The following is a 22,419-nucleotide window of genomic DNA, read 5'->3' as shown; positions in this document are numbered from 1 at the left end:
AGAGGAGATCCCTCTCCTTTTTTACAATATCTTGCTAAATTAGGTGATAGATAATGGACGTTCAACGAATTAGTAAAGCGACTCTTAATAGTATACAGGGTAAAGGGGAAGTTGCTAAAGACTCGATTCAATTTCAAGCGATGATGGATAAAAAACGTCAAGATACGACGTATGACCGTTTAACAAAGAAAGTCGCTGAAATTGAACAACAAGGAAAGAAACTAGCGGATAACCATTCGGTTGAAAACTTACGTAAATATAAAAAAATGGTTAAAGAATTCATGGAAGATGCGGTGAAGAACGGCCTTGAATTAACCGAGCATCGCGGTTTTAATCAACGTGGTTCAACAAAAGTGTATAAGTTGGTTAAAGAAGTCGATAAGAAATTAATTGATTTAACGAACGAAGTGCTGGATAAAGAGAAAAAAGGATTAGATATTCTTAATATTGTTGGTGAAATTAAAGGGATGTTAATCAATATTTATACGTGACTTTGTAATTTAATCAAACGATTAATTGAAAACCATCGTACTTTTTCCGATATAAATAATAATGAGACACATATCGGAGGCGAGCATGATGTTAGAGAACCTTTCTACAAATGTTCTTTCCTCAAAACTTAGAACAGCTATCTCAGAAGGAATGAACGATTATTTTCAAAATGAAGCAAAAGTTATAAATGAAATAGCGTACAGCCCACAAAAAATAACTAAAGAACAAGTACAAGAAGCAGTAGACGGCTTAAATCAATTTTTACAACCGACGAATACGTCTATTCGTTTTGAATATCATGAACAGTTAAATGAATACTATGTCAAAGTAGTGGACGATAAAACGGAAGAAACAATAAGAGAAATACCATCAAAGAAACTATTAGATTTCTATGCAGCGATGACGGAGTTTGTTGGACTAATGGTAGATAAGAAAATATAAGCAGGTGATAGTATGGTAATGCGAGTTAGTGGGTTAGCAAGCGGAATGGACATTGATGATATTGTATCAAAACTAATGACAGCTCAACGTGTTCCTTTGGATAAGCTATATCAAAAGAAAACGTATACAGAATGGCAACGTGATGATTACCGTACGATTAATACGGCATTATCGGAATTAGATCGATTGATTAGTGACGGAATTGGACGGCAAGCCTCTTTTATTAAAAAGACGGTAAGTGTTTCGAATCCAAATGCTGTGTCTATTAAAAATGTGAATTCAACGACTGATTTTTCAGGGACGATTGAAGTGAAAGAACTTGCGACTGCGGCGACGATGGTTAGTACAGGTTCATCGAGTATAACAGACGCAACAGCAAAGTTAGATGCTAGTTTAGTTGGTCAAACTATTAAAATAAGAGCAATCAACAAAGATGGTGGCTTCGATAAGAATACAGACGGAACTGATAAGTGGTTCGAATATACGATTAAGGCAGATGATACGCTTCAAAGCGTCATTAATGAGATTAATGCAAAATCTGGAGTTACTGCTTTCTTTGATGAAAAGGAAGGCAAATTTTCGATAACAGCGAAAAATACAGGAAATGCAGGTGATACAGACGTTACAGCTGCAGTTCAATTAAAAGCCGAAAATGCAGATGGTTCAGAAGCAATAGGTGATAACTTCTTTAAAGATATCATGAAAATGAACGCAAATAGTAATCAGGAATCAGATCCTACAAACAAAGGTCAAAATGCTACAGTTATTTATAATGGTTTAGAGATTACTAGATCTTCTAACACATTCCGAATCAACGGTGCTGAATTTACGATTAAGGAACAAACGACGGGGCCTGTAACATTCTCATCCACAGCTGATGTAGACACCATTTTTGATACAGTTAAGAAGTTTGTTGATAGCTACAATGGATTAATTGCTACCATTAGTAGTAAAACAAGCGAAAAGAAAAATTCTAGTTACCCACCACTTACAGATGAGCAAAAGAAAGAAATGACGGAAGATCAAGTGAAAAAGTGGGAGGAACAGGCGCGAAAAGGAACATTGCGTCGAGATTCTACTTTAACAAGTTTACTTACAAAAATGAGAACGTCTCTTTATACACAAGTTGAAGGTACATCTTTAGGAACTTTGGATAAAATCGGTATCACCACAACGAAAAACTATCTTGAGGGTGGAAAGTTAGAGATTGATGAAGAAAAGTTGAAAGCAGCGATTGCAGAGGATCCAAATGCTATCTATGAATTGTTTATGCAGGATGGTGATCCGAAAGAAGGTAAACAAGGAATAGCTAGAAGATTAAGAGCGGAACTTAGTGCTGGAATGAAAACTATTAGTGAAAAGGCCGGAAGTGCTTCATCAGTTAATAGTTCTTTTACATTAGGAAAATTGTTAAATGAATATGATAAAAAGATTGATAGTTTTAATGATCGTCTAACTGCACTTGAAACACGATACTATAAACAATTTACAGCAATGGAGACAGCTATTAATAAAGCCAACAGCCAAAGTGCTTCATTAATGCAATATTTTAGTTAAGGAAAGTAAGAAAGGATGAAATGATGATGGCTATGAATAATCCATATCAATCGTATCAACAAAATGCAGTGAACACAGCATCGCCAGGAGAGCTGACATTAATGCTTTATAATGGATGCTTAAAGTTCATTATATTGGCCAAAAAGGCAATCGGTGATGGAAATGTAGAAGTGAAAAATACAAATTTAATCAAGGCGCAAAATATCATTCATGAATTGATGGTTACGTTAAATATGGACGTGAACGTTTCGAAGCAGCTAATGGTGATGTATGATTACTTGCATCGTCAACTAGTTGAAGCGAATATTAAAAGTGATTTGGCTATTTTAGAGGAAGTAGAAGGCTTTGTTACAGAATTTCGTGATACATGGAAGGAAGCGATTCAATTGAATCGTCAAAGTCAATTTACGACGAGCGGACAAGCTTAATGGAAGCTCTTCAAACGTTTTATGAAGCAACAAATGAGTTAATCCAAGTGTTGCAGCAAGGTGAAGGAGATCGGGATGTTCGAATTGAACAGATACAGGCTTTACTCAATCAGCGAGACGAACTGTTAAAGTCTATTCAACCGCCATTTTCTGAACCCGAACAAGCATTAGGTAAGCAGCTTGTCCAACTGAATCAACAAGTAGAACAGTTGCTGCAAAAGCAGAAACGAGAGATTCAACAAGATATGAAGAAGCTTAGTCTTCAGAAGAAATCGAATCAGAAATATACGAATCCCTATGAATCTCTTGCAACAGATGGCGTGTTTTACGATAAACGAAATTAATAAGGTAGATTATGACCGCTTGAACTCCAAGCGGTCTTCTTTCAAAAAAAACAATCGTTCACAGTCTTTTCATTATTACTTTTCAGAAAATTCTGCTATAATAAAGATAGAGAAAGATACAACTCTTTCTCACCGGTTCCGATTCACTTTCCACTCATTCGATGTAAATTTTTCTCGAATTTTAGAGGAATTTGGAAGCGGTCCATAGAATGTTAATGTATAGTCTTAATTTAAGGAGGACTCACTTTATGAATTACAACGTACGCGGTGAAAACATTGAGGTAACTCCAGCAATTCGAGAATACGTAGAGAAGAAAGTTGGCAAGCTAGAGCGTTATTTTAATAGCACTCCAGATGCTAATGTATCGGTCAATTTAAGAGTGAATCCAGATCATACATCTAAAGTAGAAGTGACAATTCCAATGTCGAATTTGGTTCTTCGGGCCGAAGAAGAAAATGCTGATATGTATGCAGCCATTGATTTAATTAATGATAAGCTTGAACGCCAAATTCGTAAACATAAAACAAAAGTAAACCGTAGATTCCGTTCAAATGGATCACCAGCAGAACTATTTGCTGTAGGGCTTGAATCAACTGTTGCAACGGAAGAGGAAGAAATCGAAGTTGTACGTAATAAACGTTTTGACTTGAAACCGATGGACAGTGAAGAAGCGATTTTGCAAATGAATTTGCTAGGTCACAATTTCTTCGTTTATACAAACGCTGATACAAATGCAACAAATGTTGTGTATCGTCGTAAAGATGGCCGTTACGGATTGATTGAAACGAAATAAATAGACTTGACGAAAAAAGCCGCTGACATTCAGCGGTTTTTTTATGTCGTTTTAAAAAAAGTCACAGCGACTTTTCGAGTTGTGGATATTATGTGTATAAATCTGTTGATAACTTAACTTTGAATCATCACTCTAGTTCCGTTTGGGATTTGTCTGGCTAGTTCGAGTACGTCTTTGTTATGCATCCGAATGCATCCTTTTGATACGGCTTTTCCAATGGAGGAGGGATCATTGGTACCGTGAATGCCATAGCCTGCTTTGGACAAGGAAAGCCACATGACTCCATATGGGCCGCCTGGATTGGGCTCGCGGTTCACAACGACAAATTGGCCGACGGGTGTTGCCGATAGCATTTTGCCAACTGCAATCGGGTAGGTTTTGATAAGTTGATTTTGACGAAATAGTTGTAGTGTGCGTTTATTTTTTGACACAACTAGGTGAAAAGGAATCGTATTAGGATCTGGCAGGCCGGGGATAAGGATGCGCTGTCCTGGCATGATGAGATTCATATTTGTGATTTGCGGATTAGCCGCCACTAGCTGGGCAAAAGGAACACGATAATCCCTGACGATGGATGCCAGCGTTTCACCATATTTTACGATATGGAACATAATCGGTCATTCCTTCCTTCTTTTTTTATCATATATATTAAGGAGAATGCCTATTTGTGTAGAAAGTCCTTAATACTGTGAAAATAGGAAAAAGGTGATTTTTATTCTTAAAAAAGAACAAAAGTCGCCTTTTTATTGCATGAAATGAAGATATCCCCTTTTTTTCTTATGATAAACGGCGCGGAAATTGGTAAAAGAATAGGAAAGTTGCAAAGAGTGTCGATGAAAAATTGGTAATTTTCGCAGATTAGCGACAGCAAATGGCTCGATGAAAAAGAATGAATCTATTATAATAGGCTTATTCGATTATCCTTTAGTAGTTAAACAGGTCTACTTGTTAAAATCAATATAGTTTAGTAGTTAGATCCTAAAACCTAATATACAAGAAGTAGTTTAGGAGGGTGCCATGAGTGAGCGAACGCTAGATCTAGAATGGGTGGAATTAATAATGGAGGCCCTTAATAAAGGCATAACGAAAGAAGACATTCTCCTTTTTTTAACGAGTTATAAAGAACAAGAAGCGATTGAATAGACGGACCCGGACGCAAATGGATTTGGAAATGAACGATTTATGCTCCGGGTTTTTTCTATAAAGCCAATTATTTTTCTTGTTTACTTCTCCATTGATTAAACTCAATGAATTCTCTAAATTGTTGTTTAGATACACCTGACTTCATCGCTTCTTCAACGATTTTGAGCCATTCGGAATCAAGGCTTTCTCTGTTCGGTTTATCAAAAAGGAGCGCATCAATGGGGACATCGAGAACGGCAGCGATTTTTTCGAGAAATTGAATAGAGGGGTTCGTTTGTAAATTTCTTTCGAGCGAGCTTAAGTAGGATTTCGCAACTCCCGCTTTTTCTGCCAGTTCAGTCATTGATATTTTCTTTTCCTGACGAAGTTTTTTCACTCGTGCACCGATTATCATTTAACCACATCCTGAGACATTTTCTACTTTATTAGTAAGTATATCCATACATTAGTTGAATAGGTGTTTTAGCATCGCGTCTGTTTCTATGTATAACTATTTACTTTCCATTTTACAGGGTCTAGTTCGTTTAGCCAATGTTTTTGTGAGAAATATGAGAGTTCCTTGTTATAGTGGTATGAAGTTGTACGAGTAGGGTAGAAGTGGTAAGATAAATGAGAATATTCTTTTTGATGATGAGTTTCTTCCTACTATATATATTTTTATAACAAGAGGAGCGTTTTTGAATGCTTAATATATTGAATAAAGTATTTGATCCGAATAAGCGTGAAGTGAAGCGTTTAGAGAAAACGGCTGATCAAATTGAGGCGTTAGCCGATCAGATGGCAGCCCTGACGGATGAGCAGTTGCGCGGGAAAACGGACGAATTTAAAGAGCGTTACCAAAAGGGTGAAGCAGTCGATGATTTGCTTGTTGAGGCCTTTGCTGCCATTCGTGAAGGTGCGAAGCGAGCTTTAGGCATGTTTCCTTTCCGCGTTCAGTTAATGGGGGGAGCAGCCCTTCATGATGGAAACATCTCTGAGATGAAGACAGGGGAAGGGAAAACGTTAACCTCCACATTGCCGGTTTACTTAAATGCGCTGACAGGGAAAGGTGTTCATGTTGTCACAGTCAATGAATACTTGGCAGAGCGTGATGCGACGGAAATGGGAAAGCTATTTGAATTTATGGGCTTAACGGTCGGTTTGAACTTAAATAGCCTGTCTAAAGAAGAGAAACGAGCTGCTTATGATGCAGATATTACGTATAGTACGAACAATGAATTAGGCTTTGATTATTTACGAGATAACATGGTTCTTTATAAGGAACAAATGGTACAGCGACCATTGCATTATGCGGTAATTGATGAGGTCGATTCGATTTTAATTGATGAAGCACGAACACCGTTAATTATTTCAGGTTCGGCTCAGAAATCGACACAATTATATATGCAAGCCAATGCTTTTGTTCGAACGCTGCAACAGGACTTACATTACACATATGATGAAAAAACAAAAGGTGTTCAGTTAACGGAAGAAGGAATTAACCGTGCGGAAAAAGGATTTAATATTGATAACTTATTCGATATTAACCATGTAGCGCTGAATCACCATATTAATCAAGCATTAAAAGCACATGCGTCGATGCATAACGATGTGGATTATGTTGTTCAAGACGGTGAAGTTGTCATCGTTGACCAATTCACAGGACGTTTAATGAAAGGGCGTCGTTATAGCGATGGACTTCACCAAGCGATTGAGGCGAAGGAAGGGCTGGAGATTCAAAATGAAAGCATGACGCTTGCGACGATTACGTTCCAAAACTACTTCCGTATGTATGAAAAGCTATCAGGTATGACAGGTACAGCGAAAACGGAAGAAGAGGAATTCCGCAATATTTATAATATGAATGTTATTGCGATTCCAACGAATCGTGACGTCATTCGAGATGACCGTGCGGATTTAATTTATGCGTCGATGGATGGAAAATTCCGAGCAGTTGTTGAAGATATCGCAGAACGTAATCAAAAAGGACAGCCTGTTCTTGTTGGTACGGTAGCGATTGAAACGTCTGAGATTATTTCGAAATATTTGGCAAAAAAAGGCATTCATCATGATGTGCTAAATGCGAAAAATCATGAGCGTGAAGCGGAAATTATTGCGAATGCAGGTAATCGAGGCGCGGTGACGATCGCCACGAATATGGCAGGACGCGGAACAGACATTAAGCTTGGTGAGGGCGTGAAGGAGCTTGGCGGTCTTGCGGTTATTGGTACGGAACGTCATGAAAGCCGCCGGATTGATAATCAGCTGCGTGGACGTTCTGGTCGTCAAGGAGATCCAGGTGTGACTCAATTTTATCTTTCTATGGAAGATGAATTGATGCGTCGTTTCGGCTCCGATAATATGAAAAATATGATGGCACGTCTTGGTATGGATGATTCACAGCCGATTCAAAGTAAAATGGTTTCAAAAGCTGTTGAGTCTGCGCAAAAACGAGTAGAAGGAAATAACTTTGATGCACGTAAGCAATTATTGCAATATGATGATGTGTTACGTCAGCAACGTGAAATCATTTATAAGCAACGTTTCGATGTGTTAGAAAGTGAAAACCTTCGTGAAATTGTTGAACAAATGATGGAGGCTTCTATTAAGCGAACTATCTCGTCATTTGCGCCAATGGGTGACGAGGAAGGCTTTAATACGTCAGGTTTAATCGATTATGTGAACGGCAACCTTTTAAATGAAGGTACTGTAACGATTGATGATGTAAGCGGCAAAGATGAAGAAGAGTTATTTGAGCTTATTTTTAATAAAGTAAAAGAGCGCTATAATGAGAAAGAAGAAGAGCTTTCTTCTGAGCAAATGCGTGAGTTTGAAAAAGTTATCGTGCTTCGTGCAGTAGATAGTAAATGGATGGATCACATTGATGCGATGGATCAATTGCGCCAAGGCATTCATTTACGTGCTTATGGACAAAATGATCCGCTCCGTGAATATCAGCACGAAGGGTTTGCGATGTTTGAGAATATGGTTGCTGCGATGGAAGATGAAGTGGCAAAATATATTATGAAAGCGGAAATTCGCAATAACCTAGAGCGTAAAGAAGTGATGAAAGGGCAAGCGGTGAATCCGAAAGAGGAAGGCGGCAAGGCGAAGAAGCAGCCCGCTCGTAAGCAGGATGAAGTAGGACGCAATACACCATGCCCGTGTGGTAGTGGAAAGAAATATAAAAACTGTCATGGCACTTTAGGCTAAGATAGATAGAAAAGGGGGAACGAATATCGGTTCCTCTTTTCATGTTTTGTTGTCTAGCTCCAGCGCCTAGCCCCTCGAGTCGCTTCAATCCAGCCGATGAAGTCAAAGAGCGACTTCACCTTCTGGCTTTCCAGCGCTTGTCGGGGCTGACCAAGGCGCTTGCGCTTTTCTCATGTTTTGTTTGCTTATAGAACATTTTTTGCATATAGTTTAGAAGGATGATTAACATATTTATGAGGTGAAAGAAATGGAATTAGCGGAAATTAGAAATACCCTTGAAAAAACAGCTCAGCGATTAGCGGACTTTAGGGGGTCTCTTTGACTTAGATGAAAAAGAGGCACGAATCGCACAGCTAGAAAATGAAATGACGCATCCTGATTTTTGGAATGATCAGCAGAAAGCGCAAACGGTTATCAATGAAGCGAATGCTTTGAAAGATTCTGTAAATCAGTTAACGGAAATGACAGAAACATATGAAAACCTTGATTTAACGTATGAGTTAGTGAAGGAAGAAAGCGATGCGGAATTACAGGCAGAGCTGGAAGAAGAGATTGTTGCTCTTTCTCAAAAAATGAATGATTTTGAACTTCAGCTTTTATTAAGCGAAGAATATGATAAAAACAATGCTATTCTTGAATTGCATCCTGGTGCGGGTGGTACAGAGTCACAAGATTGGGGCTCTATGCTGCTTCGTATGTACACAAGATGGGCTGAGAAAAAAGGCTTTAAAGTAGAAACGTTAGATTATTTACCAGGTGATGAAGCGGGCATTAAGAGTGTCACGTTGCTCATTAAAGGTCATAATGCCTATGGCTATTTAAAAGCAGAAAAAGGGGTACATCGTTTAGTTCGAATTTCTCCATTCGATTCATCAGGTCGTCGCCATACCTCTTTCGTTTCTTGTGAAGTAATGCCGGAATTCGATGAGAATATTGAAATTGAAGTTCGTACAGAAGATTTGAAAATTGATACGTACCGTGCAACAGGTGCTGGTGGTCAGCACATTAATACGACGGACTCAGCGGTGCGGATTACGCATATCCCAACCGGTGTAGTTGTAACGTGTCAATCAGAGCGTTCACAAATCAAAAACCGTGCTCAAGCGATGAATATGTTGAAAGCGAAGTTATACCAACGTGAATTAGAGCAGCAACAAGCTGAATTAGATGAAATTCGTGGGGAACAAAAGGAAATTGGCTGGGGAAGCCAAATTCGTTCTTACGTCTTCCATCCATATTCAATGGTTAAAGACCACCGTACGTCAACGGAAACAGGAAATGTTCAAGCGGTTATGGACGGAGAACTTGACTTGTTTATTGATTCTTACTTACGTTCAAAATTATAATTTTTGTGAAGAGTGTCCAATTTGGATGCTCTTTTTTTATTTAGCGAGATTAGGTCTTGAATTGGTGAGATTATCTTTAAAATTGGCGAGATTATTGTAAAGGCACCGAGGTAGCTCCACTCTTTAACACTTTATCACGCTGTCATTTACCGAGAGGAGAGCGGATGTTATACTACTTTCGGTCAAATACTAACTTATAATGAAAATTATAGCTAAAGGTTGGTAGTATAAGGAGGAATTTGTTGTGAGAAAGCGACGTCGAGAGCCGCAGCATCCGGTCATCGAAAAGGTTTTAGAATACATATTTATTTTAATTGGTTCGGCGTTAATTGCGATTGCTTTTAATGTGTTTTTGTTACCGAATCAAATTGCATCAGGTGGAGTTAGTGGGATTAGTACCATTTTTGCAGCGACGTTTGGGTTTGAGCCCGCGTATGTGCAATGGGCGTTCAATATCCCGTTGTTTATTGCTGGATTAATTTTTTTAGGGATGCAATTTGGTGTAAAAACACTGATTGGTACGCTTTTTTTGCCGTTTATTGTGTTTATGACACGAAACTGGGAGCCGTGGACGAATGATGCTTTGCTCGGTTCTATTTGTGGAGGAATTCTTGTTGGGTGCGGTTTAGGTATTGTTTTTCTTGGCAAGGCCTCAACAGGAGGAACGGACGTAGCTGCGCAAATTGTTCATAAATATACGCATTTATCGTTAGGGATGTGTGTCGCCATCATAGATGGACTGATTGTACTAAGTGCTGCATTTGTGTTCGATATTGAAAAGGGTTTGTATGCGTTAATTAGCTTGTATGCGACGGGCAAAACGATTGACCTTGTACAAATTGGCTTTAATCGCTCTAAGCTTGCCTTGATTATTACGAATAGAGAACCTGAAGTGAGGAAGGCTATATTACATGAGTTGGACCGTGGTGTTACAAGGCTTTCTGGTCAAGGTGGATATACGGATGATGCACGACCGATTTTAATGTGTGTCGTCGATCAGTCCGAATTCACGAAACTGAAACAATTGGTCAAACTAGTTGATGCTAAAGCGTTTGTCATTGTAACGGATGCTTCTGAAGTACTTGGCGAGGGTTTTAAACGTGTATAAAGTTGCTATAATAGGATTTGGGTAAAATATACTCGGGAGGGGGATTATTCATGAAAAAGAAAATACTCGCTTTATTAATGGGAACATCACTCGTACTAGCTGCTTGCGGAGGTGGAAATGATGAAGGCGCTGAAACAACAGATACAGCAGGTACTGGAGACGCTGCTAAGTTGTATGAAAATAAATGTTCTGCTTGTCATGGGGGTGATTTAGTAAGCGGTTCAGGCCCGGACTTAGATAGAATTGGTTCTAAATTATCACAAGAAGATATTGAGAAAGTGATTTTAGAAGGGCAGGGAGCTATGCCGAAAGGCTTATTAGATGAAAATGACGCAGCTAAAGTAGCGGAATGGTTAGCGGAGAAAAAGTAAGAACAACGATTATTTTTAAAAAAATAGTTCAAAAGCACCTGTTTGAGGTGCTTTTTTTGTGTTCCAAATGAAACCAAATTGTAATATATTTATTCTTAAATTGTCAAAGTTTGATGTTATAATGGTGTCTGTGAGTAAAAAGAAGGTAGTTTCTTGTTGTTTTTTGTCGAAGGAAGATAGAATTTAAAAACTAATTAGGTGGTTTTTATATGATAGAAATGAAAGATGTGTCTAAGACATATCCCAATGGCGTAGTAGCTGCCAATGGAATTAATGTGAAAATTGCAAAAGGTGAGTTTGTTTATGTAGTCGGTCCAAGTGGAGCCGGTAAATCAACATTTATTAAAATGATGTACTGCGAAGAGAAGCCTTCAAAAGGGAATATTATCGTTAATGGGATTAGCCTTCCAAGTATTCGCAACTCGAAAGTCCCTCTATTTCGCCGTAATATCGGCATGGTATTCCAAGATTTTAAATTATTAGAGAAGTATACGGTTTATGAGAATGTAGCTTTCGCTATGGAAGTAATCGAAACCAATCCTGCTGACATTAAACCAAGAGTAATGGAAGTATTGGACCTTGTTGGACTGAAGCATAAGGCCAGAATGAAGCCAACCGAACTTTCAGGTGGAGAACAGCAGCGTGTCGCGATTGCCCGTTCGATTGTGAATGATCCTAAAGTGGTTATTGCCGATGAACCGACAGGAAATCTAGATCCAGAAACATCATGGGATATTATGAACATATTTGAAGAGATTAATCGACGTGGTACGACGCTTGTCATGGCGACACATAATAAAGACATCGTGAACAATATCAAACATCGCGTTATTGCGATTGAAGGCGGCCGCATTGTTCGAGATGAGCAGCGAGGAGAGTACGGATATGAGAATTAGTACGTTAGGTCGTCATTTCCGTGAAAGCTTTAAAAACATTGCGCGTAATGGCTGGATGACCTTTGCATCGATTAGTGCTGTAACGGTCACGTTGTTATTAGTCGGTGTTTTCTTAGTGATTATGATGAATTTAAATCATATTGCGGACAATGTGCAGAATGATGTTGAAATTAAAGCGTTTTTGGACAATGCAGCGGACGATGCTGATCGAGTTTCGATTGAAAAGGATTTGAAAAAGATTTCTGGTGTGGATACGGTCGTGTTTTCTCCGAGGGATAAAGAGTTAGATAATTTAATTGATGATCTCGGTGAAAACGGTGATGTGTTTAAACCGTTTGAACAAGATAACCCGCTTCGTGATGCGTATATTATTAAAACGAAAACGCCAGAAGATGTGGTTAAAGTCGCGAAAAAAATTGAAAAAATTGAGCTTGTTCAAAGCGTGAACTATGGTCAAGGTTTTGTAGAAAATTTATTTAGCTTTGTAGATATTGCTCGAAATATAGGGATTGTATTAATTGCTGGATTGCTATTCACAGCTATGTTCTTAATCTCTAATACCATTAAGATTACGATTGTTGCGAGAAGTAAAGAAATTGAGATTATGAGACTCGTAGGAGCAACGAATTCATTTATTCGTTGGCCGTTCTTCCTTGAAGGATTATGGTTAGGTGTTTTCGGTTCTATTGTACCGATAGCGTTAATTTCCATTTTTTATTCTCAATTATATACATGGGCTATGCCGCAATTTACGATTAAATATTTAGAAATGCTGCCGACTGGTACATTTATTCTCCAAGTTTCTACGGTTTTACTGTTACTCGGAGCGATAATTGGTATGTGGGGAAGCTTAATGTCTGTTAGAAAGTTTTTGAAAGTATAAGCAAATGATTAACCTTCTCCTTGAAGCTCAGATTTTTGGAGAAGAAAGGAGAATGTAAGAAATGAAGAAGAAAATGATAGCATTGAACGCAGCTCTTGTATTGGGAGTGAGCAGTATATTTACAGCTCCAGCAGCTTATGCTGAATCTCTTTCGGATTTACATGAAAAGAAAAAGAGCATTCAAGATGAGCGTTCTGATATAAAAGTAGATATTAAGGATACGGAAGCAGAAATTGATAAATTGGAAGCTCAGCAGCTAACCGTTGAGGAACAGCTGGAAGACCTTGTGAAAAACTTAGAAGAAACAGCAAGTAAAATTGAGCAAAAAAATAATCAAATTGCTGAAACAAAAGCAGAAATCGAAGCGTTAAAAGCAGAGATTATTGTGTTGAAAGATCGAATTGCAAAACGAAATGAAGTATTGAAAGACCGAGCTGTTTCTTTCCAAGAATCAGGCGGCGATGTGAATTATTTAGAAGTAATCTTTGGTTCATCTAGCTTTAGTGACTTCCTTGATCGTGTGAATGCGGTAGCCACAATTGCTGAAGCAGACCGCGATATTTTAATACAACATGAGCAGGATAAAAAAGAGTTAGAAACAAAGCAAAAAGCAGTAGAAGACAAATTAGCCAGCTTAGAATCGATGAAGGCTGAGTTAGTAAAATTGGAAGAGAAGCAAAAGAAGCAAAAGCAGCAAAAAGAAGCACTTCAGAAAAAGCTGAAGCACAAACATGAAGAAGCAGAAGAGTATAAAGTAGGTCTTGAGGAAGAAGCAGCGAACCTTGCTGCACAGGAATCGGCGATTAAAAAGGCGATTGAACTAGAAAAGTCACGTTTAGCAGAAGCTGAATCGGCTCGTAAAAGAGCAGCAGAAGAAGCGAAGCAGCAAGCAAGTAGTTCATCAGCAGCATCATCGTCACCATCTTCGTCTTCATCATCAGCTGCTGTAAAAGAGGCTCCTGTTTCATCAGGCAGTTTCACGCGACCATCTGCAGGTGTTGTCACATCTCAAATGGGGCCGCGCTGGAACAAGCAGCATGCTGGAATTGATATTGCCGCAAGTGGAAATGTTTCAATTGTTGCAGCCGCAGATGGAGTCGTGAGCCGCTCTTATTACTCAGATTCTTATGGAAATGTTATCTTTATTTCTCATTCGATTGGCGGCCAGTTATATACGACGGTTTATGCGCATCTAAACTCTCGTCAAGCAAGTGCTGGACAAGTTGTATCAAAGGGTCAACAAATTGGTATTATGGGGAATACGGGTCATTCTTACGGACAGCATTTACACTTTGAGGTACATAAAGGACCATGGAATGTGTCAAAATCCAATGCCGTTAATCCATTAAACTATGTTTCTTATTAATTGATAAAAAACGGAGCTGTCTCATAAGCTCCTAAAATAAAGCAGGTGGAGGAAAACCCTCCACCTGCTTTTTTATGTTTTCCGTTAGTTCTTTTTTAAACTTATGACTTTTAACAAAATATTCATTAAAATAAATGTAGAATTTCAAAACCAAGAAAGGATGTGGGTTATGGCGTATAAATCTCGTACTAAGTCATCTCGATTACTAATTCTGAAGTCGTTAAATATTCGTATGAATCTTTCTGACAATGAGAGTCAGCAATATTTCAACCTTGAAAAGGGCTATGAAGGGGAGGGGATTTTTGATACATTCACAGAAAAGCTGCAGTGCGAATGCTTGATATTAAATGATCTGCTGCTCAAAATGAATGGCAGCCTATTTCAAATTGACTCACTTATTATTACGTCAGAAGCCATTTACTTTTACGAAGTGAAAAATTATGAAGGGGACTATTATTATGAATCTGACCGAATATATAAGAACCCGAAATTTGAAATTATTAATCCAATCAACCAATTGAGTAGAAGCGAATCCTTGTTACGCCAGTTACTCCACAATCTTGGATTTAATCTCCCTATTAATGCTTCAGTTGTTTTTATCAATCCGGAATTTACCCTATACCAATCACCTCTCAACAAGCCATTTATTTTCCCGACACAGGTTAATCGTTATTTAAACAAACTAAATAAGATATCTTTAAAACTAAATGAAAAGCACAAAATGCTAGCCGACAAATTAGTTGAGCTGCATATTGAAGATTCCCCTTTTCAACAGCTACCACCTTATGATTATGATCAGTTACGAAAGGGAATGACATGTGTAAAGTGTGATTCATTTGCAATTTATGTCCAGGGACACAAATGTATTTGTAAAGGATGTGGCCATAAAGAATTGGCTGAAACAACTATAATGCAAAGTGTGGAGGAACTTAAGCTTCTTTTTCCTAAACAAAAAATTACCACAAATCTAATCTATGATTGGTGTAAAGTAGTGAAGTCTAAAAAGAGGATAAGGAGGATTCTAGAGAAAAACTATAAAAAAGTGGGAGTTCATCAGTGGTCCTTTTATCAATAAAAGTAGAATGATAATTATCTACTTTCTAAATTAAAACTTTATTGGGGGATATTCTTTAATGTCCCCCTAGATAGTGTCCTTCATGACTTGGATGAAGGGCTTTTTGTTTGTTTAAATGCAGGATGATGTCCTTCAAAGCTCGGATGAAGGCCATTTGGTGTGTGGAAAGGCAGGGAAAAGTCCTTCATAACGCAGATGAAGGCCATTTGGTGTGTGGGAATGGAGGGAAAAGTCCTTCATGCCCCGAATGAAGGCCATTTCGCGTGTGGAAATGCAGGGAAAAGTCCTTCATGAAGCAGATGAAGGCCATTTGGTGTGTGGGAAGGCAGGAAAAAGTCCTTCATCCCCCGGTTGAAGGCCAGTTTGTCCACCTAAACGGAGAGGCTGTCCCGAAATTCATTCTTCATGAGCCTTCTTTTTGTAATAGATAGGTAATCAGCTTCAGAGCTTTCGCTTTTCTAAATATCATCATATTTCTCCTAATTTACTCATATAGTGAAGTACATTACAGAGTAGAAAAGGTGAATAGGATGACTAAAAAATGGGTGCTTCCGTTAGTGATTGTCGTCTCGCTATTGATGGGGTTTTCTGGTGGTTTATATTGGACAAGTTTTCAAAAGGATAGCGGGCAGCAGAGCAAGCGAATGGGAAATGAAGTAGAGGAATGGGATAAAATCGAACAAGCTTATCACTTAATTTTGAATCAATATGTGGAGAAAGTAGAGAGTGATCAATTAATTGAAGGTGCGATTCAAGGGATGGTTTCCACCTTAAAGGATCCGTATTCCGTTTATATGAACAAAGAGATGTCCCAACAATTCAATGAAACGCTCGATTCATCCTTTGAGGGAATTGGTACAGAAATTGGAATGGAAGAGGGGAGAATTATTATTGTCTCTCCTTATAAAGATTCCCCAGCCGAAAAAGCAGGTTTAAAGCCAAAAGATGAAATTGTAAAAGTAGATGGAGAAAGCGTAGAAGGGTTAGATTTATATGAAACTCGTTTGAAGATTCGTGGAGAAAAAGGCACCGTTGTGAAACTTGAAGTTAAACGTGAGGGGATTAATAAACCGATTGAATTTAGTATTGAACGGGCAGAAATTCCGCTGGATACGGTTTTTTCCTCTATAAAAGAAGAAGCAGGCAAGAAAGTCGGTTATATTGAATTAACGACCTTCTCGGAAAATACGGCAAAGGATTTTAAAGAGCAATTGAGCAAGTTAGAGCAAGCAGGGATGGAAGGACTTGTCATTGATGTACGCGGTAATCCAGGCGGCTTGCTTTCTAGTGTTCAAGCCATTTTAGAAGAATTTATTACAAAAGAAAAACCTTTCCTGCAAATTGCCGAGCGATCTGGAAACACAGAATCTTTTTACACAAAGCTAACAAAGGAAAAGGGTTATCCGATTGTCGTATTAACGGATGGAGGAAGTGCTTCAGCATCGGAAATTTTAGCAGGAGCTCTGAAAGAGGCTGGAGGCTATCCGCTGGTTGGAGAGAAAACATTTGGTAAGGGAACAGTTCAGCAAGCAGTGAAGATGGGAGATGGCAGCAATCTTAAGCTGACCCTATACAAATGGTTAACACCAGAAGGAAACTGGATTCACAAAAAAGGAATTGAGCCGACCATTCAAGTACAGCAGCCTCGCTTTTTCAATGTCCATCCTTTAACGGTTGAAAAAACATTGGAACGGGATATGACGGATGAACAAATTCAATATGCTCAAGCGATGTTAAAAGGGCTAGGCTTTGAAACAGGACGAGAAGACGGCTATTTTGATGTACAAACAGAAGTGGCCATTAAAGCCTTTCAGAAAGTGAAAAAATTGAACGTAACTGGAAAGCTTGACCGCGAAACTGCCTCAAAGTTAGAATCCAGTATTTTGGAAAAGATTCAAGATGAAAAGAATGATGTGCAGCTAAGGACAGCGGTTAAATATGTAGTCAGTCCATCGTTTAGCCGAATTAATGAGTAGCTACTATGTCATGTATCTAAAGACTTTGAAAGGTAATACAACTTCTGACTCAGGCGTGCGTGACCACGGTCTCGCACGCCTTTTAACAGTGTCTTATTATCTAAAAAAGAGATTCTTCATCTAATCTTTCAATTAATGAATCCGACCCTCCACCGGCTACTGTATTTTTGGTAGAATAAGAGATAGCAAAGGTGGTGGAGATTTAATGACAGACTGGCTGATTGCGTGCTTAGTTGGATTAGGAGAACTCTTTTTAAATCCATTGTTTTATTTGTCTCTGATATTATGCTGGTGGATTGGATCTCAACGTGTGAAGCAAGAACGGCGCAATTTTAATACGAAAATTTTGGATAGCTCTCATGAATGGCAGGGCTTGTTGCCGCAAGGACTTCTATGGGGTCTGATTCTTTCGATTATTACGCTTGGGACAGGGCTGGCCATCCCAATAGCAGCTATGATTATTCTAACAGCTGTTACGCTAGTACTGGCGTTGACGTTCCAGTTCCGTTTCTTATCGCCAGCTTACACGCTTTCGTTGACATTTTTTATCGTATTTTTCATTTATCAACAAAACGTGCAGCTTCCGGTATGGAATGAGTATTTTGAACAGCTAGAGAAGGCTATCTATCCAACATTGGCTATTTTGCTTGGGCTTTTGTTAATTGCTGAAGGGTTTATTATTCAGCGAAATGGTGCCAAAGTTATGACACCGCAGTTCACTGTTTCTAAGCGGGGACAAACAATTGGATTATATGCATCACGCAGAATTTGGTTGCTTCCGATGTTTGTTTTTATTCCCGGCGGGGAACTTTCTGCACCGTTTACGTGGTATCCAATCTTTTCAATTGGTGAAGCACAGATTGCGCCAATTGTCCTTCCAGTCATCATTGGTTTTACCCAGAACGTGCAAGGAACGATTCCAGAACAAGCGGTCAGGGCTCATGGAAAGCAAGTTGTCTCTTTAGGTTTCTTTATGACAGTACTTGCGCTTCTAAGCTATTGGTATCCAGTGCTCGCAATTGTGACGGCCATCCTTGCGTTAGCAGGGCGTGAACTAATCTATTATCTACAGAAAACGGCTGATGACAAACGTCCATTTTACTTCTCGCAAAGTGCAAAGGGTGTTAAGATTCTTGGAGTTATCCCGCACACTCCAGCGGACAAAATGGGTCTTGAAAAAGGAGAAATCATCTCCAAAATTAATGGTGTTGTCGTAAAAACAGAAGCGCAGCTCTACCAAGCTCTGCAAAAGAATCGGGCTCACTGTAAGCTTGAAGTGATTGGGAACAATGGAGAGATGCGTCTTGTACAACGAGCGTTATTTGAAGGAGAGCATTATGAACTTGGGTTGTTGTTTGTTGAAAGTCAACTGAAGGACCTTCAAGTAATGTGATTGTGATTTTTCATAATGGATTAGAATAGGTCGTTTTAAAAAATGGTTTTGTTAATGAATATTGTTGATTTAGAAAATTTTTGGCTTAGGCGTTTGAAAATGTGGTTTCACACGCCTTTTAGCTCTGCTGAAAGGTAAAATGAGCATAGGGGTGATTTCGTGTTTACTATAACACAATCAGCAAAAACAGAACTGCAGAACAGGTTAAAATTAACAGATTCAAATAAACTAATTCGGCTCCAAATGCGTAAGAGTTGTTTCATGAAACTGAAATTGACTTTTGAAGAATCTATCCAGACAAATGATACTGAATTTGTTATGAATGGAATGCATTTTATTATAGACAAAGGTGAGCACCATTATTTCAATAATAAACAAATAGATTTTATACCAGATCAGACTGGTTTTAAACAATTTGAAGTTATATAATATTGGATCAAAAATCATTTTTGGCTTATATCTGTTATGATATAGGCCTTTTTATCGTTTATAAGGCTTCGGATAGTTAATATATAGTATAAATTATCAGAATATATTGACACGAGTTATAAATAAGGGTTACTATAATAACATCCAATGGGTAAATTACGAACGTCATTCGACAATGACGAACATAGAGGGGGATGAGAGTGGCTGAACGTCTTATTCAATCGATTGAAAGGGCTGCTGATGTCCTAGAATTGTTCATGGTTTCAAATCCAGAACTAAGTATTAAAGAAATAAGTCAAAAACTAAACTTATCAAAAAGTACGGTTCATGGGATTATCAAGACTTTAGAACATAGGGGTTACCTTCAACAAAACCCAGATGATTTGAAGTATAAGTTGGGGATCAAACTCTTCGAATTGGGGAATTTTGTGGGGGAACAGCTTGATATTGGAAAAGTTGCTAGACCAATTATTGGGAATCTAGTGGATGAACTTAATGAAACCGTTCATTTAGTTATACGACAGCAAGACGAAGTGATTTATATTGAAAAAGTGGAAGGAGCGAGAGCCCTTACCATCTATTCACATGTAGGAAAAAGAGCTCCGGTTCATTGTACAGGTGTTGGTAAGGTGATTCTGGCTTACCAAAGCGAAAATGAAATAGATAGGGTTTTATCATCTGCTGCGTTGGAAGCGTATACAAAGTATACAATGACGAATATAACGGATATAAAAAATCATTTACAGTCAATACGGGAGAAGGGCTATGCCATTGATGATGAAGAGATCGAATTAGGGCTCAAATGTGTAGCCGCTCCAATATTTAATCATCAAGGAAAAGTAATCGCTTCCATTAGTTGTGCCGCACCTAAAATGAGGTTTGACGAAGTGCGGATGCCAGAAGTAATAATGAAAATTAAAAGAGCTGCATCTGAAATTTCAAGTTGTTTAGGTTATAGGGAAGGAAATAATCCAATAGAAACGGGTTTAGAGAGTTTTTAAAATATATTTATAGTTTAGGGGGAGAATATTTTGTCAAAAGTAAAGGTTGCTATTCTTGGCTCAGGAAATATAGGTACAGATCTTATGATAAAACTAGGACGCTCTGAAGTTTTAGAGCTGACGACTGTTATTGGGATTGATCCACATTCGGACGGGTTACGTCGTGCGAGAGAATTAGGTTATGTGGCTATTGATAAGGGAATCGATGGATTTCTCGAAACACCAGAATTGGCTGATATTATCTTTGATGCAACATCCGCCAAGGCTCATCTCTACAATGCAAAAGTGTTAAAAGAAGCAGGGAAAAAAGTGATTGATATGACTCCTGCTGCTGTAGGTCCATATGTGTGTGCAGCAGTGAACATTGAAGAGCATTTAGATAAGGATAATATCAATTTAATTACTTGTGGCGGTCAAGCGACAATCCCGATGGTCCATGCAGTAAACCGAGTAAGTCCAGTTGAATATGCTGAGATCGTTGCAACAATCTCAAGTCTTAGCGCAGGACCTGGAACTCGTGCAAATATCGATGAGTTTACTGAAACTACTTCACGTGCGATTGAAGTAGTTGGAGGTGCTAAAAAAGGAAAGGCAATTATTATCTTGAATCCTGCAGAACCACCGATTCTTATGCGTGATACAGTTTATACTCTTGTAGAAGAAGGAAAAATGGACGAAGAAGCAATTAAGCAATCAATTGAAGAAATGACGAAAGTTGTTCAATCATATGTTCCTGGCTATCGTGTTCGTACAGAGCCAATCTTTGACGGAAATAAAGTAACGATTTTCCTTGAAGTAGAAGGTGCCGGAGATTACTTACCTAAATATTCAGGAAATCTTGATATTATGACAGCGGCGGGCGTGAAAATAGCAGAAGAATTCGCAAAAAACTTATTAACGAAAGAAACAGTTTGAGCTGTAGAAAGGGGTATAACACACAATGACAACTAAAAAAGATATCCTTATCACTGAGGTAGCGTTGCGAGATGGAAGCCATGCGATTTCTCATCAATACACGGTAGAGCAAGTACGTAAAGTTGCAAAAGCATTGAATGACGCAAATGTCCCTTATATCGAAGTATCACACGGAGATGGATTAGCTGGATCGTCTTTACAGTACGGTTTATCAAGGACAAACGAAATGGAATTAATCGAAGCAGCAGTTTCTGTTGCTGATAAATCAAAAATTGCTGTTTTATTATTACCAGGTATCGGTACCCTGCATGAATTAAAAGAGGCAGCCAATTTAGGTGCAAAAATGGCTCGTATTGCAACTCATGTAACCGAGGCAGATGTCGCTCCACAACATATTGCTTATGCAAAAGAACTCGGAATGGAAACGGTCGGATTTTTAATGATGGCCCATATGGCACCGGTCGAAAAATTAGTAGAGCAGGCAAAATTAATGGAAAGCTATGGAGCAGATAATGTATATGTTGTTGATTCAGCGGGTTATCTCCTTCCAGACCAAGTTCGTGAACGTATTCGTGCGCTTAAACAATCTGTAGGCATTAACATAGGTTTCCATGGTCATAATAATTTATCTCTTGCAATGGCAAACACACTTGCTGCAATCGAAGAAGGAGCTACTCGTATTGATGGCAGTGTTCGCTGCTTAGGAGCAGGTGCTGGTAATACACAAACAGAAGTACTTGTAGCCGTTCTTGAACGGATGGGAATTCAAACAGGGGTAGATTTATATAAAATGATGGATTTGGCAGAAGACATTGTGGCTCCGATTTTGCAAACGCCTCAAGAAATTACAAAAGATAGTCTTACTCTAGGGTATGCTGGGGTATACTCAAGCTTTGCTCTTCATGCGAAACGCGCAGCTGAAAGATTTAATATCGATTCACGCGATATTTTAATTGAATTAGGAAAACGTAAAGTAGTTGGCGGCCAAGAGGATATGATCTTGGATGTAGCAGCAGAAATTGCTCAAGCGAAGCGTACTTTAGTATAATAAAATAGCTGACATTGGAATGAGAGAGTCACTCTTCTCTCATTCTTTTCTTTATTTTAAAGGATAGGAAAATATAAATTTTTGGTACTTAGCTTTTTGTCTAGTTTCGTACGCTATCGACTCTAATGCTAAACAACAGCCTTCCAGCTGTCTCGTCTTATGCTTGTCGCCGATAGGCAGGCGCCTTGTGCTTTTATTAGTAAGCGCTTTCTTTTATAATG

General features: G+C 38.6%; 23 protein-coding genes. 21 read left to right on the top strand and 2 right to left on the bottom strand.

Annotated features, from left to right (window positions below; all coding sequences use genetic code 11):
* The first annotated feature begins 53 nt into the window (after positions 1-53).
* The 6 genes from BAOM_RS21770 (at position 54) to hpf (ending at position 4,056) form a co-directional block, all read left to right on the top strand.
* On the top strand, positions 54-491 hold the full coding sequence (locus tag BAOM_RS21770) for a YaaR family protein (RefSeq protein WP_127762086.1): 438 nt from the start codon (positions 54-56) through the stop codon (positions 489-491).
* Positions 492-579: 88 nt separating this feature from the next.
* Positions 580-933, top strand: a complete 354-nt coding sequence (flaG, locus tag BAOM_RS21765; RefSeq protein WP_373995350.1) for a flagellar protein FlaG — start codon at positions 580-582, stop codon at positions 931-933.
* 12 nt (positions 934-945) lie between these two features.
* Positions 946-2,490, top strand: coding sequence for a flagellar hook-associated protein 2 (locus BAOM_RS21760; RefSeq protein WP_127762084.1), 1,545 nt, complete (start codon positions 946-948; stop codon positions 2,488-2,490).
* A 26-nt stretch (positions 2,491-2,516) separates the two neighbouring features.
* Positions 2,517-2,918, top strand: a complete 402-nt coding sequence (gene fliS, locus BAOM_RS21755) for a flagellar export chaperone FliS (protein WP_127762684.1) — start codon at positions 2,517-2,519, stop codon at positions 2,916-2,918.
* On the top strand, positions 2,918-3,262 hold the full coding sequence (locus BAOM_RS21750) for a flagellar protein FliT (RefSeq protein ID WP_127762083.1): 345 nt from the start codon (positions 2,918-2,920) through the stop codon (positions 3,260-3,262). The genes fliS and BAOM_RS21750 overlap by 1 nt, the downstream gene beginning before the upstream one ends.
* Before the next feature lie 248 nt (positions 3,263-3,510).
* Positions 3,511-4,056 carry a ribosome hibernation-promoting factor, HPF/YfiA family gene (gene hpf / locus BAOM_RS21745; protein WP_127762082.1) on the top strand — a complete coding sequence of 182 codons (546 nt, stop codon included), beginning with the start codon at positions 3,511-3,513 and terminating at the stop codon, positions 4,054-4,056.
* A gap of 113 nt (positions 4,057-4,169) precedes the next feature.
* Here hpf and BAOM_RS21740 read toward each other — a convergent pair whose 3' ends face one another.
* Positions 4,170-4,667 carry a L,D-transpeptidase family protein gene (locus BAOM_RS21740; RefSeq protein WP_127762081.1) on the bottom strand — a complete coding sequence of 166 codons (498 nt, stop codon included), beginning with the start codon at positions 4,665-4,667 and terminating at the stop codon, positions 4,170-4,172.
* Positions 4,668-5,073: 406 nt separating this feature from the next.
* Between BAOM_RS21740 and BAOM_RS21735 the strand changes: the two genes are divergently transcribed.
* Complete coding sequence (locus BAOM_RS21735; RefSeq protein WP_127762080.1) at positions 5,074-5,199, top strand: anti-repressor SinI family protein; 126 nt, start codon at positions 5,074-5,076, stop codon at positions 5,197-5,199.
* A 67-nt stretch (positions 5,200-5,266) separates the two neighbouring features.
* On the opposite strand, the gene BAOM_RS21730 is transcribed toward BAOM_RS21735, so the two are convergent.
* Positions 5,267-5,590 (bottom strand): helix-turn-helix domain-containing protein, encoded by a 324-nt coding sequence (locus BAOM_RS21730; RefSeq protein WP_127762683.1) that lies wholly within the window; start codon positions 5,588-5,590, stop codon positions 5,267-5,269.
* Between the two features lie 290 nt (positions 5,591-5,880).
* On the opposite strand from BAOM_RS21730, the gene secA reads away from it, so the two are divergent.
* The 14 genes from secA (at position 5,881) to dmpG (ending at position 22,198) form a co-directional block, all read left to right on the top strand.
* The gene (secA, locus tag BAOM_RS21725) at positions 5,881-8,391 is read left to right on the top strand and encodes a preprotein translocase subunit SecA (RefSeq protein ID WP_127762079.1); all 2,511 of its coding nucleotides are present in this window, start codon (positions 5,881-5,883) and stop codon (positions 8,389-8,391) included.
* 247 nt (positions 8,392-8,638) lie between these two features.
* Positions 8,639-9,737 (top strand): peptide chain release factor 2 gene (gene prfB, locus BAOM_RS21720; protein WP_127762078.1). Its coding sequence is split into 2 segments (ribosomal slippage): positions 8,639-8,710 and positions 8,712-9,737, totalling 1,098 coding nucleotides; the frame shifts between segments, so codons are not numbered across the junction.
* 244 nt (positions 9,738-9,981) lie between these two features.
* On the top strand, positions 9,982-10,845 hold the full coding sequence (locus BAOM_RS21715) for a YitT family protein (protein WP_127762077.1): 864 nt from the start codon (positions 9,982-9,984) through the stop codon (positions 10,843-10,845).
* Positions 10,846-10,895: 50 nt separating this feature from the next.
* A complete protein-coding gene (cccB, locus tag BAOM_RS21710) occupies positions 10,896-11,216 on the top strand; it encodes a cytochrome c551 (RefSeq protein WP_127762076.1) in 321 nt (106 codons plus the stop codon).
* Between the two features lie 209 nt (positions 11,217-11,425).
* Positions 11,426-12,112, top strand: coding sequence for a cell division ATP-binding protein FtsE (gene ftsE / locus BAOM_RS21705; RefSeq protein ID WP_127762075.1), 687 nt, complete (start codon positions 11,426-11,428; stop codon positions 12,110-12,112).
* A complete protein-coding gene (gene ftsX / locus BAOM_RS21700; RefSeq protein WP_127762074.1) occupies positions 12,102-12,995 on the top strand; it encodes a permease-like cell division protein FtsX in 894 nt (297 codons plus the stop codon). Before ftsE ends, ftsX begins: the two co-directional genes overlap by 11 nt.
* Before the next feature lie 61 nt (positions 12,996-13,056).
* Positions 13,057-14,361 carry a murein hydrolase activator EnvC family protein gene (locus BAOM_RS21695; RefSeq protein WP_127762073.1) on the top strand — a complete coding sequence of 435 codons (1,305 nt, stop codon included), beginning with the start codon at positions 13,057-13,059 and terminating at the stop codon, positions 14,359-14,361.
* 169 nt (positions 14,362-14,530) lie between these two features.
* A complete protein-coding gene (locus BAOM_RS21690; protein WP_127762072.1) occupies positions 14,531-15,436 on the top strand; it encodes a nuclease-related domain-containing protein in 906 nt (301 codons plus the stop codon).
* A 530-nt stretch (positions 15,437-15,966) separates the two neighbouring features.
* Positions 15,967-17,412, top strand: a complete 1,446-nt coding sequence (locus tag BAOM_RS21685) for a S41 family peptidase (protein WP_127762071.1) — start codon at positions 15,967-15,969, stop codon at positions 17,410-17,412.
* A 205-nt stretch (positions 17,413-17,617) separates the two neighbouring features.
* Positions 17,618-18,805 carry a PDZ domain-containing protein gene (locus BAOM_RS21680; protein ID WP_127762070.1) on the top strand — a complete coding sequence of 396 codons (1,188 nt, stop codon included), beginning with the start codon at positions 17,618-17,620 and terminating at the stop codon, positions 18,803-18,805.
* 159 nt (positions 18,806-18,964) lie between these two features.
* A complete protein-coding gene (locus BAOM_RS21675) occupies positions 18,965-19,234 on the top strand; it encodes an iron-sulfur cluster biosynthesis family protein (RefSeq protein WP_127762069.1) in 270 nt (89 codons plus the stop codon).
* 200 nt (positions 19,235-19,434) lie between these two features.
* A complete protein-coding gene (locus BAOM_RS21670; protein ID WP_127762068.1) occupies positions 19,435-20,235 on the top strand; it encodes an IclR family transcriptional regulator in 801 nt (266 codons plus the stop codon).
* Positions 20,236-20,265: 30 nt separating this feature from the next.
* Positions 20,266-21,150 carry an acetaldehyde dehydrogenase (acetylating) gene (locus BAOM_RS21665; protein ID WP_127762067.1) on the top strand — a complete coding sequence of 295 codons (885 nt, stop codon included), beginning with the start codon at positions 20,266-20,268 and terminating at the stop codon, positions 21,148-21,150.
* Between the two features lie 25 nt (positions 21,151-21,175).
* Positions 21,176-22,198 carry a 4-hydroxy-2-oxovalerate aldolase gene (gene dmpG / locus BAOM_RS21660; RefSeq protein WP_127762066.1) on the top strand — a complete coding sequence of 341 codons (1,023 nt, stop codon included), beginning with the start codon at positions 21,176-21,178 and terminating at the stop codon, positions 22,196-22,198.
* Positions 22,199-22,419 lie beyond the last annotated feature (221 nt).

The organism is Peribacillus asahii, from assembly GCF_004006295.1.
Taxonomy (GTDB): Bacteria; Bacillota; Bacilli; order Bacillales; family DSM-1321; genus Peribacillus; species Peribacillus asahii_A.
This window is presented reverse-complemented; position numbering and strand designations above follow the sequence as displayed.